Genomic DNA, 15,796 nt, shown 5'->3' on the forward strand with positions numbered 1-15,796 from the left:
AGCTCCACCTGCAGGCACATTGACGGCTGGCTGTCAGACAAGAAGAGAGCATTCACCGCACCGTGAGTGACACCCCGTATCTCATCGTCGGTCTCGGCAACCCCGGGCCCGACTACGAGGCGACCCGACACAACGTCGGGCACATGGCCGTCGAGCGCCTCGCCGACGACCTGAGCGCCGGATCGTTCCAGCGCAACAAACGCGCCAACGCCTTCGTAGCGACGGGCGTGACCCGAGCATCCGCCGCGAACGCGGCGCATGCGCCGGGCCAGACGATCAAGCTGCTGCTCGCACACCTCGGCAGCTTCATGAACACCTCGGGCGGCCCCGTCGCCGCCCTGCTCGATTACTACAGCATCACCCCCGATCACCTGATCGTGGTGCACGACGACCTCGACCTGCCGTTCGGCACGCTGCGCCTTAAGAGCGGCGGCGGTCACGGCGGGCACAACGGTCTGCGCGACATCATCGCCGCGACGAAGACCCGTGACTTCTCGCGGGTGCGCGTGGGCATCGACCATCCGCCGGGTCGGCAGCCGGTCGCCGACTATGTGCTGCGTCCCTTCTCAAGCACCGAGCGTCGCGAGCTGCCCATGCTGGTCAGCGATGCGGCGGATGCGGCGCTCGCCCTCGCTGCTGAGGGTCTCGAACCGGCCCAGCAGCGTTTCCACGCCCCGCACGACAACCGAAAGTGAGTATGGCAGCCAAGCGCAGGAACGCCGAGACCGAAGCAGCTGAGGCGGCCTTCGTGCTGCCGGATCACGCCGAGTCGATCACCCGAGCCTTCGCGGGCACAGAGGCCTTTCAACGAGTGCGCGAAGCGATCGACGAACGCGACCTGAACGTCGTCGGCATCGAGAGGCTGCGCACGGCGCTGCTGGCGGCGATGATCGACGAGTACTCAGGCGACCTCGCTGCGGCGAACGCCGGGGGGCAGTACCTGATCATCACGCCGACGGGGCGTGAGGCCGACGTGCTGCTGCGCGCTCTGCGCGAGCTGCTGCCAGAAGCCTCGGTGCAGGAGCTGCCGGCGTGGGAGACCCTGCCGCATGAGCGACTGAGCCCGTCGCCGCAGGTCACCGGGCAGCGTCTCGAGGTGCTGCGCTCACTCGCCGACTGGCGCGATGCGCGCGGTGCAGGCGGCGAGGCGGATGCCGCGTCGAGCTCCGAGCAGACCCCGGCTGCAGAGGGCGGCGCGGCTGCGGCTCAGCCGCAGGTGCAGATCGTGATCGCGAGTGTGCGAGCGGCACTGCAGCCGGTCGCCGACAACCTCGCCAGCATTCGCCCACTGCATGTCGCGGTGGGCGAGGACCACCCGCTCGAAGAGTTCGCCACCCGCCTCGTCGAGATGGCCTACGCACGCGTCGACCTGGTCACCCGTCGCGGCGAGTTCACCGTGCGCGGCGGAATCATCGACGTGTTCCCGCCGACCGCCGACTATCCGGTGCGCATCGAGCTGTTCGGCGACGAGGTCGACACCATCAAGCCGTTCCACGTGGCCGACCAGCGCACCGACGAACAGCAGCTCGACCAGGTCGACATCGGCGCCAGCCGTGAGCTGCTGCTCACCGAGCACGTGCGTCAGCGCGCCGCCGAGATGCAGCACGAGTTTCCGAACCTCTCGGGCATGCTCGAGAAGCTCTCGCAGGGCATTCCGGTCGAGGGCATGGAATCGCTGGCTCCCGCGCTCGACGATCATCTCGTGCCGATCACCGACTACCTCGCGCGCGATGCCGTCGTCGCCGTCGTGAGCCCGGAGCGAGCCCGTACCCGCGCCGAGAATCTGGTCGCGACCAACCGCGAGTTTCTCGAGGCGGCGTGGAGTGCCGCAGTCGCCGGAGCCGAAGCGCCGATCGACCTCAGCGCCGGCGAGTATCTCGACCTGGACGCGCTGCGCAAGGCGGCGTCTCCACGCCACTGGTGGCAGCTGTCGCCGTTCGACAGCGAGATCGCCGGCGCCGACACGAGTGGGGCGGATGCCGCAGACGCGCCCGCCGGATCGGTGCCCGTGGTCGCGCGGGCCGTCCCGAGCTTCGCAGGCGACGCCAACGGCGCGGTCGAGCATGTTCGCGCTCTGCTCTCTGACGGCTGGCGCGTGGTGATCACGGCGGCTGCCAAGGGCACGGCCGCCCGCACCATGCAGCTGCTTGCCGATCAGGAGGTCGCCGCGCGCGCCGCATCCGCCGGAGCCATCGAGGCGGGCGTGGCCAGCATCCTCGTGGCCGACGTCGACGAGGGCTGGGAGCTCGCCGACGAACGGCTGGCGCTGATCACCGAGGCCGAGTTCTTCGGGCGCACTGCCAGCTACAACCGCGGCCAGCCGAAGAAGCTGGCGAGCCGGCGACGCAAGACGGTCGATCCGCTGCAGCTGAAGCCCGGAGACCTGGTCGTGCACGACAAGCACGGCATCGGCCGGTTCATCGAGCTGACCAGCCGTGAGGTCGGCGGGCGTGACGGCCGGCATCTGCGCGAATACCTCGTGATCGAGTACGCACCGAGCAAGAAGGGACACCCGGGCGACCGGCTCTACGTGCCGACCGACCAGCTGGACCAGCTGACGCGGTATGTGGGCGGGGAAGACCCGACGCTGTCGAAGCTCGGCGGCTCGGACTGGTCGCGCACCAAGAGCAAGGCCCGCAAGGCGGTGCGCGAGATCGCGGTCGGGCTGGTGAAGCTCTATGCCGAGCGCACCCGGGCGAAAGGGCACGCCTTCGGGCCCGACACCCCCTGGCAGCACGAGCTCGAAGAGGCCTTTCCGTACGCCGAGACGCCTGATCAGCTGCAGACCATCGACGAGGTCAAGCACGACATGGAGCGCGAGATGCCCATGGATCGCCTGCTCGCCGGCGACGTCGGCTTCGGCAAGACTGAGGTCGCGGTGCGTGCGGCGTTCAAGGCGATTCAGGACGGCTACCAGGTCGCGATGCTGGTGCCGACCACACTGCTTGCGCAGCAGCACGCCGAGACGTTCGCCGAGCGGTATGCGGGTTTTCCGGTGAAGTTGCGCACGCTCTCGCGTTTTCAGACGGCGAAAGAGACCGCCGACACGATCGCAGGACTCGCCGACGGGTCGGTCGACATGGTGATCGGCACCCACCGCATTCTGAGCAAGAGCGTGCACTTCAAGAAGATCGGGCTGGTGATCATCGATGAGGAGCAGCGCTTCGGCGTCGAGCACAAGGAGCGTCTCAAAGAGCTGAAGACGAATGTGGACGTGCTCTCGATGAGCGCCACGCCGATTCCGCGCACCCTGGAGATGGCTGTCACGGGCATCCGCGAGATGTCAACGCTCGCGACACCGCCCGAGTCACGTCACCCGGTGCTCACGTATGTGGGGGCGTTCAGCGACAAGCAGGTCGCCGCGGCGGTGCGGCGCGAGCTGCTGCGCGAGGGGCAGGTGTTCTATGTGCACAACCGTGTCGGCGACATCGCCAAGGCTGCGGCGCACATCGCCGAGCTGGTGCCCGAGGCACGCGTCGGCGTCGCGCACGGGCAGATGGGCGAGAGCGAGCTGGAGCGGGTCATCGTCGACTTCTGGGAGCAGAAGTTCGACGTGCTCGTCTCGACCACGATCATCGAGACCGGCATGGACATTCAGAATGCGAACACACTGATCGTCGACGATGCACAGCGCTATGGTCTGTCGCAGCTGCACCAGCTGCGCGGGCGTGTGGGGCGCGGGCGCGAGCGTGCCTACGCGTACTTCCTGTACGACCCGGAGAAGACGCTGACCGACACCGCCCACGACCGGCTTGAGACGATCGCTGCGAACAACGAGCTCGGCGCCGGCATGCAGGTCGCGATGAAAGACTTGGAGCTGCGCGGTGCGGGCAACCTGCTGGGCGGCGAGCAGAGCGGACACATCGCGGGAGTCGGGTTCGACCTGTACCTGCGGATGGTCGGCGAGGCCGTCGACGCGTTCAAAGGCGGGGATGCTGCGGAGCAGATCGAGCTTCGGCTCGAGCTTCCGGTCGATGCGCACATTCCGACCGATTACGTCGACTCGGAGCGACTTCGACTCGAGGCCTATCAGAAGCTGGCGACCGCCTCGAGCCCGACCGGGCGCGACGGAGCCATCGACGCGGTGGTCGAGGAGTTCGAAGACCGCTACGGCAGGCTGCCGCTGCCCGTGCGCAATCTCATCTCGGTGTCGCGTCTGCGGCGCGCGCTCGCGGGCTCCGGGCTGGCCGAGGTCATCGCGGTGAGCGGTCGGCTGCGCCTCGCGCCGCTGGAGTTGAGCGATTCGCTGCAGATGCGCCTGCGCCGGCTCTACGGCTCGTACACGATGCTGCCCGCGGGCGGCGGGGCGCTGATCACCGTGCCCGAAGAGCTGCTGGGCTTGGACGATGTGCAGCCGCTGGTCGACTGGGTGACCGGAGTTCTGGTCAGTCTCGAAGTGATCGAGGCTCCGGTCGCTGCTGCGATTGAGAGCTCTGACGCTGGGGCTGAGAGCAGCGGTGTCGGCACTGGGGGGAGTGCTGGCGGTGTTGGCGCTCCAAGCGGGGCAGGTGTTGGCGCTGAGAGCGGCGCCGCAGGTCAGACGGGGAGTCGACGTGGCACAGGTTCTGCGCGCACCAGTGCCAGACGGACCGACAGCGGCGATTCGGCGTCGAAGGGATCTCGTGCTGCGGGCGCAGGGCGTCAGGGCCGCAGTGCATCGGCCGCTTCTCGGTCTTCAGAGGCTGGCTCGGCTTCTGAAACCCACGCTCAGACCAGCGCACACGGGGAGGCAGGGGAGAGCGGAGCATCCGCATCATCTGCCTCAGACCGTGATTCGGGTGTTGCCCGGCCGCAGACCTTCGAGGAGCGAGCCGCCGCCCGTCGTGCCGCGGCCGATGCTCGCGCGCGCGAACGCAGGGCCCGCCGGCGCAAGGCCGACGACTTCTGATTCGGGCGGGGCTGTTTCTGGTCTTGGACTGCTGTGATTCCACGCTGGGTGGGACCGAGGCATGGGAAATGCTGTTTCTGCCGATCGAGACATGGGAATTGTCGCTCTAGGCGATCGAGGCATGGGAATTGTGGCTCTAGGCGATCGAGGCATGCCAAGTGTCATGTCTGGATGCGGTGGTGCAGCATTTGCGGCGGCTGGATGGGGTGGGCAGGCTAGGGACCGAGACGCAGCACGATGAAAGGAGTGCCACAGGACTCGAGTGTGCAGAACCTGCTGAATGGGGTCGGTGGCTGGCTGCGAGTGTGCAGAACCTAATGAGCGGGGTGGATGCTCGGGCGCGAGTGTGCAGAATCTGTCGAATGGAGCCGGTGTCTGAACTCGAGTGTGCAGAACCTGCTGAATGCGGGGCGAGTGTGCAGAAGTGGTGGGCATCGTTTGCTGATGTCCGCAGGTTTTGTACTTTCGGCATCTGCACACCCGCGCAGCATCCTCTATGGCGCCCCGAACCCATATTCAGACCGCCCCGTCGAAGCGCCCCGCCCGGCGTCGGTCAGGCCGTCTTGCCTCCACGCCGCCCGCGCAGCATGGCCCCGATCACCAACAGCACGACTCCAGCGGCTGCCCACAGCAGCAGGGTCAACCACTGTCCGCTCGTCGAGGCATCAGGGAAGTAGCTCAGCGACTTCATCAGGCTCACGACCGTGCCGTTCGGCAGTTGCGCGCCGAACGTCCCCATGAACCCCGGCAGAAATTCGGTCGGTACCATGATGCCGCCCCAAGGCGTGCCGATCAGCAGAACGAGCGCGACCCCGATCCCCATGCCGGCAGGGCCGAACAGCGTGCCGAGTCCCGCGATCACCGAACTGATCGCCAGCGCACCGAGACCCAACGCCAGCGCGTGCGCCCAGTAGCTGCCCGGGATCATGTCGAACCACGGGCCGAGCACGGCGGCACCGATGAGTCCGGCTCCGAGTGCGGCGACGCCGAGCGTGATCAGCCGCGCATAAGGCCGTTTGACCATGAGCATCGAGAACATGCCGCCCATCATGCCGGCGATCAGAGCGGGCAGCATGGTGAGGTTCCCCGCGAACGCGTTGCCTCCGCCGACGACATCGGTGACCGTGACGGTGGTCGCAGCCTTCGCCTTCTCGTGCAGCGTCTGCTGCATGGCCAGAATCTGTTCGGCGGATGCGCCCTGCGATTTGGCTGCGGAAAGCGCGTCGTCGATCGCCTGGTCGCTCTTTTGCTCCAGCCCCTGTCGCATGCCGGTGGCGACCTGACCAAGCATCTGCGTGACCTGTGCGTTGCCGGCCGACGCGGTGAGGAATTCGGTGCCCTGTTCGCCGACGATCACGGCGCCGTCGACGTCGCGGCGCTCAATCGCGCCGATTGCGGCGTCCCGGTCGTTCTGCTGGGCGAATGAGAACAGATCCGCCTGCTGTGCGGTGAGAGCGGATTCGATCTGCGACACCTGTGCATCGGGGCCGGCGACGGCGAGTCGAATGCCCTCCGGGTGCATCTGACTCATCGGCCAGAGGAAGGCACTTACGAAGACGCCACAGATTACGGCGACCAGCAGGCCGGGCGCGAGCGCCTGCATCCATATCGGAAGGGGACGCTTCGCAGGTTTGCCGCGACTGGCCGGTGGCGCTGATCGCGTCGTGTTCTCAAGCGGCGTGCGCTCGTCGTCTGTCGGGCGATTCTGCGGGTTCATGGGGCTCCTTGTGTCGCTGTTTAGTAATTCAACACTCATTGAACTCAACGTGCGTTGAATAATGTAGCATGGGTGTATGCGAGACACCAGCGGCACAGCGAGACGTACCCCAGGGCGGCCGAAAGGCGGCTCGACGAGCCGCGAGCAGATTCTGAAGGCAGCTGTAGAGGTGTTCGCCGAGCGCGGGTATGAGGGGGCGAGTCTGCGTGTGATCACGACGCGCGCGGGGGTCGACGTCGCGTTGGTGAGCCACTTCTTCGGCGGCAAACAGGGACTTTTTGACGAGGCCGTCACCCAGCACGCCGAGCGTATGCTGAGCAACCTGATGAAGATCGATCCGGAAAGCGCCGGTGCTCGCGATCTGCTCGACACCTATTTCTCGATGTGGGAGTCGCCCGAGACGGCCCTCATGGTGCGGGCGCTGTTCCGTGCCGCTTTGGAATCTGAAGACAGCCGCGAACGCCTGCAGCAGATGGTGACGAATCGTCTGATCGTCGGTCTGGCACAGCTCGCCGCGCGCCGTGGGGCTGCCGATGCCTCAGCGGATGCGGTGGCTGGAGCCGCCATCGATGTCGCAGCCGACGGCACGATCACGGTTCAGAGTCAGCTGCTCGCGGCGCATCTGCTCGGCGTCGGCATCTCCCGCTACATCATGAAGGTGACACCGCTGGCAGATCTGAGCCGTGACGAGCTCGTTGAACAGCTGATTCCTGCGGTCGAGGCGTATTCGTCCGGTTGCCCGCGCTGATGGTCGCAGGTTTTGCACTTTCGGTGGTCAGCGAGTGGGGGCGGGTGTGTTTGAGCCCCCAAGTGCGCAGAAACCGCTGATCGAGGCATGGAGAACGGTGTTCCAGCCGATCGAGGCGTGGGAAATGTTGCTCTCAGCGATCGAGACATGTCAACTGCCATGTCTGGATGCGGTGGGGCGGCATTTGTGGCAGTTGGATGTGATGGGTGTCTGGGCTGGAGGCTCAGCGCACTGAAGCGTGTCCAGCTGACCGCGAGCGTGCAGAATCTGTCGGATGGGGCCGGCGGCTGGGCTCGAGTGTGCAGAACCTGCTGAAGGGGAGGGGCGACCACGCGTGGTGCGCAGAAACCGCCGGCCCTAGATACCAATGTCCGGCCCCGCACCAATGGCCGGCTCCGCACCAATGGCCGGCTCGGCACCAATGGCTGGCCCGGCACCACTTGCTAGCCCAGTACCGTTTCCAGCCCCGTACTACCTGCCAGCCCAGTACTACTCGCCCGTGCTGTCGCTGCCCGTGCTGTCGCCCGTCACACCGATGACTCCGGCATCAGAGCCGGCCTGCTCGGCCGCGTGAATCTCGCCCTGAAAATCACGCAGCGTCGAGCGCAGCGCCCGCTCCGAATCGAGCCCGGACGCCTTCGCCGACGCCACGATTGCAAGCAGCAGCTTGCCCAAGTCATCTTCGTCTTCGAGCTGAAACGCTCCGGGCTGGGTCGCATCGAGCAGCCCCAACTTGTGCGCGCGACCGATGACCTTGTCAGCGAGTGCGAGCGCGGGCAGATCCTGCGGAATCCCATCGAGCACGCTGGTGCGCTCGCTCTTCTCGCGGGCCTTGGCCGCATCCCACACCGCAACCACTTCGTCGGCAGTCTCGGCATGCGCATCGCCGAAGACGTGCGGATGCCGATCGCGCATCTTCTTGTCGACCGCGGCCGCGAGGTCGTCGATGTCGAACCGCCCCTCGGTCTGGGCGAGGCGCGCGTGAAAGAGCACCTGGTAGAGCACGTCTCCGAGCTCCTCTTTCAGCGCGGCGGTCGCCTGCTCAGACCCATCGTCGGTCTCGATCGCGTCGAGCGCCTCGTAGGTCTCTTCGAGCAGGTACTTCGCGAGCGAGCGGTGGGTCTGCTCGCGATCCCACGGGCAGCCGCCCTCTGCGAGGAGTGTGTCGACCGTGTCGACCAGCCCGTCGAGCCCCGGATGATCGGCGGCGGCGGCCGCGTTCGAGAACAGCGAGTCAGCCAATGCGCTGCCCCTTCGCAGAGTTGCGGTACGGTGCGCGGGTGCGCGACGTGGCCCACCCGAGCAGAATCAGCGAGAGCACGACCTGCCCTGCGATGCCCCAGAACCACACCGGCTGCGTGCCGGCCATCTGCTGCTCAGGAGTCTTCGAGTCGGCCGACCACTCGCACTCCTCGATCGTCTCGACCGGAATCGTCGAGTGCTGCGCCTTGCGCAGTTCGACCTTGAGCGTGGTCAGCAGGTTCGTCGGGTACCCGACCGCAGTTCCGGCGTCACCATGCCCGAAGCGGGCGGGGGTGGCATCCGCCAGAATGACGAACGGGTTCGCTGCCAGCACAGGCCAGACCAGATCGGGGCGCTGATAGCTGCGCTGCTCAGAGACGACCTGGCAGCGTCGGCTCTGCGTGCCCTCGCCGGGCTGCGTGCCGTCGGCGGATGCTCCCTCGCCCTGCGACTGCGCGCCGCTGCCCGCCTCGCCGTCAGTACCAGGCTGTCCGTTCGACCCGTCTGCGGCAGAACCGCTCTGCTGGCTCGAGGCTGTGACATGCGTGTTCACCTGGACGGTGCGCTCGCTGGTCAGCAGCGCAGCGCCGATGTTGAACGCGAAGACGGAGCCGACGCTCAACAGCGCGATCACGAGGTATGACATCGCGGTCGCGGCACCGGCGCGGCTGAAGATGCCCGAGAACGCGACCGAGATGGCTGAGAAGAAGGCGAGCTCCAAGAAGAGCACGACTAACGCGGGCACCACGATGATCCAGCCGACATTGCCGATGACCGCTGCGAAAAGCAGGAACGGCAGTGCAACCAAGACCAGCACGAGCGAGGCGATCCAAGCGGCGAACGCCTTGGCCCAGACGATGGTGGCAGCCGAGACCGGCGCGGTCTGGACGAGTGCGAGCACTCCGCTCTCACGATCGCCGTTGATCGACCCGCCGCCGAGTGCGGGCACCACGATTGCGGCGAGGAACAGGGTGAAGTACAGGATCAGCGAGAACAGCCACGCGCCCATGGGCTGGCCGTTGCTCTGGCTGATGAAGTAGGCGCCGGCGGTGAGCCCGCCGATTGCGAGCAGCCAGATGATCAGCAGTGGGAGCCACCCAGACCCGCGCATACGCTGGCGCAGCTCGAGGCCGATGAGTGTGAGCATCAGCGGTCACCTCCTTTGCGGTCGGATCGGTCGGTTGTGCGACCTGCGCCCCTGCCGCGGCCCTTGCGGGGCCTCTCGTGCGAGGCTTCGGCCGGCCCGTCGCTATCGTCAGCGGCACCGCCGACGGAGGCGTCAGCCGTGTCGTCTGTCTTCGCGCCGAGCGCGTCGAGCACCGACTCGGTCGTATCGGCCGGAGCCTGCTGCTGCAGAGCCCGGAACGTCTGCTCGGTCGCGCTGAACGCCGGGCTGTAGTCGTGTACCGGAACCCCGGCGATCACGAGCCGCGCGAGCAGCAGGTTCGCCGCCTCATCGCTGCCCATCAGCACTTCGACGGCCTGCGTGACCGGGTCGAGATCGAACGGCGTCTCGAACCGCTGCAGGGCCTCGAGCAGCGCCTGCGGGTCGAGACTGCGGATGCGCCACGCGCGCGGTGCGGTCGCGGCCTGATTGACCTCGGCTGACGAAGCGCTGACGCCTTCGGTGAGATAGACGACGTGGTCGGCGTAGTCGTCGAGACCTTCGAACCAGTTGGTCGAGATGACCACCGTCTTGCCCTCGTCGGCGAGCTGACGCAGCGCGGCCTGCACGCGATCGCGGCTGATGTTGTCGAGACCTGACGTGGGCTCGTCGAGCAGCAGCACCTGCGGGTCGTGCACGAGCGCCCGAGCGAGCGAGAGCAGCTGACGCTGACCTCGCGAGAGCTGCCGCGCCTGACGCTTGGCCACATCGTTGAGCCCGGTCTTGGTCATCAGATCGATCGTGCGCTTGCGCGCCTCGGCCCGAGGCAGTCCGTAGAGCCGAGCGAAGGTCTGCAGCGTGTGCCGCACGGTCATGCGCGGCCACAGCGGAATGTGGTCGGGCACCCATCCGATCGACGAGCGGGCATCCTGCGGGCGGGCCACGGCGTCGATGCCGTTGATGCGCACCTCGCCGTTCTGCGGCTTGAGCAGCGTCGCAAGAATCTGCAGCACTGTGCTCTTGCCGGCGCCGTTCACGCCGACCAGAGCGGTGACATGCCCTGATCGTGCGGTGAAGCTGACATCGGTCAGCGCCCGGTTCTTGCGGCCGAACGACCGCTGCAGATGGCGCACTTCGACGTTGCGTTCGGTGATGAGCGGCGCCGATGAAGGTTCGAGCTCATCGTCTTCGGCCGGCGTCTGAGTCGCGGCCGCGGTCACGCTCGGGGCGATCTGGCGTGTGGATGCGGCATCGGGCGCATCGTCCCGGTCGCCTGGTCTCGGGGTGGCTTCGACGGTCTCTTCGGGAATTTCAGCGGTAGGCTGCTCGGCGACCTCGGCAGCCGCAGCGGCGACTGACGCATCACGGGCAGACGCCGGTGCCAGAGGCGCGGTCGCCGCTTCGAGCGGCGCGGGCTGCGATACGGGCCTCGCTGCTGCAGCAGGCTCTGTCGTCGCAGGCTCCTCGCCCGCAGGCGCCACAGCAGCTGCCGGTGCGTCGTCGAGCGAGATCGGCGTCGCAATCAGCGGCTGTGCTGACGGATGCGTATCGACGTCGACGTCTGGATCGTACGTCGACGTGGTGCGAGGGGCTCCGTCGAGCGGAGGCTTCTCGGCGTCGTCACTCTGCTGTGCGAGGAGTGCGCTCGCCGCCGCCTCTTGCGGGGCGACCGGATTCGGCTCGGTCACTGGGGCCGGTGCGTCTTCCTGCGAGCTCTCTGACTTCTCTGAGCTCTCTGAGTTCGCAGGGCGCTCTGAGTTCGCTGAGTCCTCTGGGCGCTCTGGCGCCGGTGCTGCTGCAGCTGCTGCAGATGCTCCTGCGGAGGGCGCTGATGATGCTGCATTCGCAGAGGGCTCAGGCGCTGACGCCTGTGCAGCTTCGCCCGTGGACGGGGTCTCGACAGCCGAGGCCAGGGCGCCTGCAGCTGCATCGCCGCTCTCGGTCTTCTGCGCATCGACTGGCGTCACGTCATCGCGTCGTGGCTCAGCAGGGGGAGTCGCGGTCGCACTCGAGGTCTCTGAGATGTTGGCCTTGGCGGCATCGACGTCGGCGGGTTTCACCGTGCCAGTGGCATCAGCCGCCCCCGCATGATGCTCATGCAGCGGGTCGGGTGCTCCGGCGGGCCGGCGGGCGCGAGCCGCGCGCAGGATGCGGGCAGCATCCGCCGCAGCCTGACCGCTGTCATAGACGGGGCGCTCGGGCATTGCCGGCGGAACGAACCGATCACCCGGCTGTGTCGCCGCACCGGAGACCTGCGGGCCGTGCGCATCGAGGCCGGCTTCAGCCGCACTCGGCACATCGGACTTCTGGTCACCTGCGGCTGAACCGCCGTCAGCGCCGGCTTCGGGTACGTCGATCGACTGCGGGTCGACTGGGTCAGCGGATGCGATGAACCCCTCGGGCTCACCGATGGGCGCCGTCTGTGGGTGCGGTTCGTTCGCAGGCCGATCGGCATCGACCGTGGAGGGGCCAGGCTCGGGCACCTCGACGGTCGTCTCGGCCTTGGTGCGCTTGCGCCAGCCGAAAAGACCGCGCTTGTGCTCGTGCGCGTCGTTCTCGTTGTTCGCCATGCTCCGCCTCACTGATCGGGTTCAGACACCTGTCTGAACATTCAGCCTAAGCATGAACCTCTGACATACTCTGTTCCTCTTCGGCGCGCCCCGCACATTCCGCGTGTGAGATCCACCGCGTACGGGCGTCCTGCACCGGCTTGCGGAGCCGCCGACCGGGCCACGCGTGGCATGATAGACAACCATGGCTCAGCAGATCAATCCGCCTCGCGGCATGCGCGACTTCCTGCCCGCTGACAAAGCACGCCGAGAGCGTGTGCTGTCGACGATTCTCGACACCTACCGTCGACACGGGTTCACCCAGATCGAGACACCGGTGCTCGAAGAGCTGAGCAGGCTGACCTCGGGCATGGGCGGCGACAACGAGAAACTGGCCTTTCGCGTGCTGCGTCGCGGGCTCACCCCCGAGAAGCTGCAGCGCGCGCTTGAGACGGGAGACGAAGCCGATCTCTCAGATCTCGGCCTGCGCTTCGACCTGACTGTGCCTCTGGCGCGCTACTACGCCTCGCATCACGCCGAGCTGCCCAAGGTTTTCCGTTCGATTCAGGCCGGGCCGGTCTGGCGGGCCGAGCGCCCGCAGAAGGGCCGCTACCGCCAGTTCGTGCAGTGCGACATCGACATTCTGGGCGAGCCGAGCGTGCTCGCCGAGCTCGAACTCATCACCGCTACCTCGGCGGCGCTCGCTGAGCTGGGGCTCACCGGGGCGACCATCCGCATCAACGACCGCGGCATCCTCAATGCGATTCTGGCCGACTCGGGCTTCGCTGAGGCCGACACCGCTCGCGTGCTGATCAGCATCGACAAGCTCGACAAGATCGGTGCCGATGGCGTGCTCGCCGAACTGCGCGAAGCCGGCCTTGGCAGCCAGGCAGAGCGTCTGGGAGGCTTTCTCGAGCGTGTGGAACGGCTCGGGCAGCAGCCGCTCAGCCGCGAGGCGATCACGACGGCGCTCGGCGACATTGAGGCACCAGCGGCAGTGGAGAATCTGGTCACCATCGCAGACGCACTCGCTGCGACGACCGCCGGCGACGCATCCGCCGCAACCACGGCTGCCGCCGCCGGTGTGCGCCGCAAGGGCGCGCCGGCAGCGGCGAAGCTCGTCTTCGACCCGACCCTCGTGCGCGGCATGGGCTACTACACCGGTACGATCTTCGAGATCTCGCACCCCTCGTCGAAGTCGTCCGTCGGTGGTGGCGGCCGCTACGACGGCATGATCGGACGCTTCTTGGGGCAGCAGGTTCCGGCAGCCGGGTTCTCGATCGGCTTCGAGCGCATCATCGACCTCGTCGATGATTCGGCGTCGGGTCCCGAGGGCGGCCTCGTGCTGCTCGCCGACCGCAGAGCCGCTGCCGCCAATCTCATCGTGATCAAGGCGCAGGCTCTCGCGCAGACCGACCACACACGTGTCGACATCGTCACCGAGCCCAAGAAGGCGGGCAGGCTGCTCGACGAGCTGGTGGCCGACGGGTACACGCACTTCGCACGCGTTCCGGCGGATGCCACGTCACTCGCCGAGATCGAGGTGCGCGCGCTGGGCTGAGTGCGATGAACGTCTGCACGACGACGGAAGCTCTGGCCGCGCTGGTGCGCGCCCGGCCTCCTGCGGCGTGCATCGTTCGCAGGTGCGGGAAACGTCACACTCCGTCACATTCTTGGTCGTGATTGGGGGCTCGTGGTCTAGTACGGCTAATATTTGCGAGTGATCACCGCTTCTCACCTCTACAAAACCTACGGCTCGGGTGCTGCCGCCGTGCACGCGCTCGACGACGTGAGCCTCACCGTCGCCGATGGCGAAATCTTCGGGGTAATCGGGCAGAGCGGCGCTGGCAAGAGCACGCTGCTGCGCACGATCAACGCGCTGGAGCGCCCCGATCGCGGCAGCGTCGTCGTCGGCGATCGCGAGATCACCGCACTGACCGGCAGCGCACTGCGCGCCGCCCGTCATGAGATCGGCATGGTGTTTCAGCACTTCAACTTGGTGGGCAACCGCACGGTGCAGCAGAACGTGGAGTTCGCGCTCGAAGCCGTCGGCGTGCGCGGTCGTGAGCGTTCCTCGCGAGCTCGCGACATGCTCGATCTGGTGGGCCTTGCCGATCGCGGCGGGCACTATCCGGCGCAGCTCTCGGGCGGGCAGAAGCAGCGCGTGGGCATCGCACGGGCGCTCGCAGGCGAACCGAAGGTTCTGCTCTCTGACGAGGCGACGAGCGCACTCGACCCCGCAACCACGCGTTCCATTCTCGAGCTCTTTCGCCGCATCAATCGTGAACTCGGGCTGACCGTGCTGCTGATCACCCACGAGATGGACGTCGTCAAAGGGGTATGCGACTCGGCTGCGCTGATGGAGCACGGCCGCATACTCGAGCAGGGGCGGCTTCTCGATCTGATCGCGACTCCAGGGTCGAAGCTCGCGCGCGAGCTCTTCCCCCTCGGCGTCGATCAGGCGGGGGCATCGAGCGCGCTCGGGCAGACCGTCGTTGATGTCACCTTCGGCGGCGGTGAGGTCGGTCAGGCCGTCATCGCACGGCTCGCACGCCGACGCAGTCTCGACGTCAGCATCCTCGGAGCGATGATCGAGCGCATCGCCGGCCAGTCGGTCGGCCGCACACGGCTCGCGCTGCCGGCAGTCGGTGCCGAGGCAGAGGCCGCGATCGCAGAGCTCAAGGCAGAAGGGCTGATCGTCGATGTGCTTTCGGGCGGAGCCGCCGCGTCCGCGTCGTCCGCCGCGCACATCGCGAACCCCGAAACGGCGCACACCGATGAGGAGGCCGGCCGATGATCGACATGAACGACCCGAAATTCTGGCCGAATCTCTTCGACGTGGTGCTCGAAGGCACCGGCGAGACCCTGTACATGGTGCTGATCGCGACGATCATCACCGTGATCGTGGGGCTGCCGCTCGGCGTGCTGCTCGTGGCCACCGAACGCAACGGCTTTCTGAGCAGCATCTTCGGTTCGCGTGTGCTGGCTCGTGTGCTGAACGCAGTGCTCTCTTTCATCGTGAACCTGGGGCGATCGGTGCCGTTCGTGATTCTGATGATCGCGCTCATCCCCGTGACCCGGTGGCTGGTCGGGTCGTTCATCGGCACCGGCCCGGCGATCGTGCCGCTCACGCTGGTGGCGATTCCCTTCTTCGCGCGGCTCGTCGAGATCGCGGTCAAAGAGGTCGAACCAGGGCTGTTCGAGGCATCCGAGTCGCTGGGCGCGAGTCGCTGGCAGCTCGTGCGGCGCGTGATTCTGCCTGAGGCGATGCCGGCGATCGTGCTCGGCCTGGCCACCACGTTCACGTCGATCGTCAACTTCTCGGCGATGGTCGGCGTGGTCGGCGGCGGCGGGCTGGGCAATGTCGCGTTGAGCTATGGCTGGCAGCGCTACAGCTGGATGCATGTGGTCGTCGTGATCGTCGTGCTCTTCGCGATCGTGCAGATCGCCCAGCTCATTGCGAACTTCGCCGCCCGCCGGCTGAGCCGCCAAGACGCAGGACGCACCGAGACCGTGCAGAAAAACCTCGAGACCGCCTGAACGACAG

Annotated in this window: 10 protein-coding genes; 6 read left to right on the forward strand and 4 right to left on the reverse strand. The window is 67.0% G+C overall.

Features of this window, described 5'->3' with window-relative positions:
* Window positions 1-62: 62 nt before the first annotated feature.
* Together pth and mfd are read left to right on the forward strand one after the other, a co-directional pair.
* A complete protein-coding gene (gene pth / locus F8O06_RS02100; protein WP_158037230.1) occupies window positions 63-695 on the forward strand; it encodes an aminoacyl-tRNA hydrolase in 633 nt (210 codons plus the stop codon).
* A 2-nt stretch (window positions 696-697) separates the two neighbouring features.
* Complete coding sequence (gene mfd, locus F8O06_RS02105; protein ID WP_225733330.1) at window positions 698-4,888, forward strand: transcription-repair coupling factor; 4,191 nt, start codon at window positions 698-700, stop codon at window positions 4,886-4,888.
* A gap of 553 nt (window positions 4,889-5,441) precedes the next feature.
* Here the strand turns inward: mfd and F8O06_RS02110 are convergent.
* The gene (locus F8O06_RS02110) at window positions 5,442-6,605 is read right to left on the reverse strand and encodes a hypothetical protein (RefSeq protein ID WP_158037231.1); all 1,164 of its coding nucleotides are present in this window, start codon (window positions 6,603-6,605) and stop codon (window positions 5,442-5,444) included.
* A gap of 76 nt (window positions 6,606-6,681) precedes the next feature.
* On the opposite strand from F8O06_RS02110, the gene F8O06_RS02115 reads away from it, so the two are divergent.
* Window positions 6,682-7,353, forward strand: coding sequence for a TetR/AcrR family transcriptional regulator (locus F8O06_RS02115; protein WP_158037232.1), 672 nt, complete (start codon window positions 6,682-6,684; stop codon window positions 7,351-7,353).
* Window positions 7,354-7,842: 489 nt separating this feature from the next.
* Here the strand turns inward: F8O06_RS02115 and F8O06_RS02120 are convergent, their stop codons facing one another.
* The 3 genes from F8O06_RS02120 to F8O06_RS02130 are packed head-to-tail and all read right to left on the reverse strand — an operon-like array spanning window position 7,843 to window position 12,270.
* Window positions 7,843-8,595 (reverse strand): MazG family protein, encoded by a 753-nt coding sequence (locus F8O06_RS02120; protein WP_158037233.1) that lies wholly within the window; start codon window positions 8,593-8,595, stop codon window positions 7,843-7,845.
* A complete protein-coding gene (locus F8O06_RS02125) occupies window positions 8,588-9,742 on the reverse strand; it encodes an ABC transporter permease (RefSeq protein WP_158037234.1) in 1,155 nt (384 codons plus the stop codon). The genes F8O06_RS02120 and F8O06_RS02125 overlap by 8 nt, the downstream gene beginning before the upstream one ends.
* Entirely contained in the window at window positions 9,742-12,270 is a 2,529-nt protein-coding gene (locus tag F8O06_RS02130; RefSeq protein ID WP_158037235.1) for an ABC transporter ATP-binding protein, read from the reverse strand. Before F8O06_RS02130 ends, F8O06_RS02125 begins: the two co-directional genes overlap by 1 nt.
* Window positions 12,271-12,454: 184 nt before the next feature.
* On the opposite strand from F8O06_RS02130, the gene hisS reads away from it, so the two are divergent.
* The 3 genes from hisS to F8O06_RS02145 all read left to right on the forward strand — a co-directional run bounded on the left by hisS (window position 12,455) and on the right by F8O06_RS02145 (window position 15,789).
* Window positions 12,455-13,810, forward strand: a complete 1,356-nt coding sequence (gene hisS / locus F8O06_RS02135) for a histidine--tRNA ligase (protein ID WP_158037236.1) — start codon at window positions 12,455-12,457, stop codon at window positions 13,808-13,810.
* 159 nt (window positions 13,811-13,969) lie between these two features.
* Window positions 13,970-15,046: a methionine ABC transporter ATP-binding protein gene (locus F8O06_RS02140; protein WP_158037237.1), complete on the forward strand. Its 1,077-nt coding sequence runs from the start codon at window positions 13,970-13,972 to the stop codon at window positions 15,044-15,046.
* Window positions 15,043-15,789 carry a methionine ABC transporter permease gene (locus F8O06_RS02145; protein ID WP_158037238.1) on the forward strand — a complete coding sequence of 249 codons (747 nt, stop codon included), beginning with the start codon at window positions 15,043-15,045 and terminating at the stop codon, window positions 15,787-15,789. Before F8O06_RS02140 ends, F8O06_RS02145 begins: the two co-directional genes overlap by 4 nt.
* Window positions 15,790-15,796 lie beyond the last annotated feature (7 nt).

Source organism: Pseudoclavibacter sp. CFCC 14310, assembly GCF_008831165.1.
GTDB lineage: Bacteria > Actinomycetota > Actinomycetes > Actinomycetales > Microbacteriaceae > Pseudoclavibacter_A.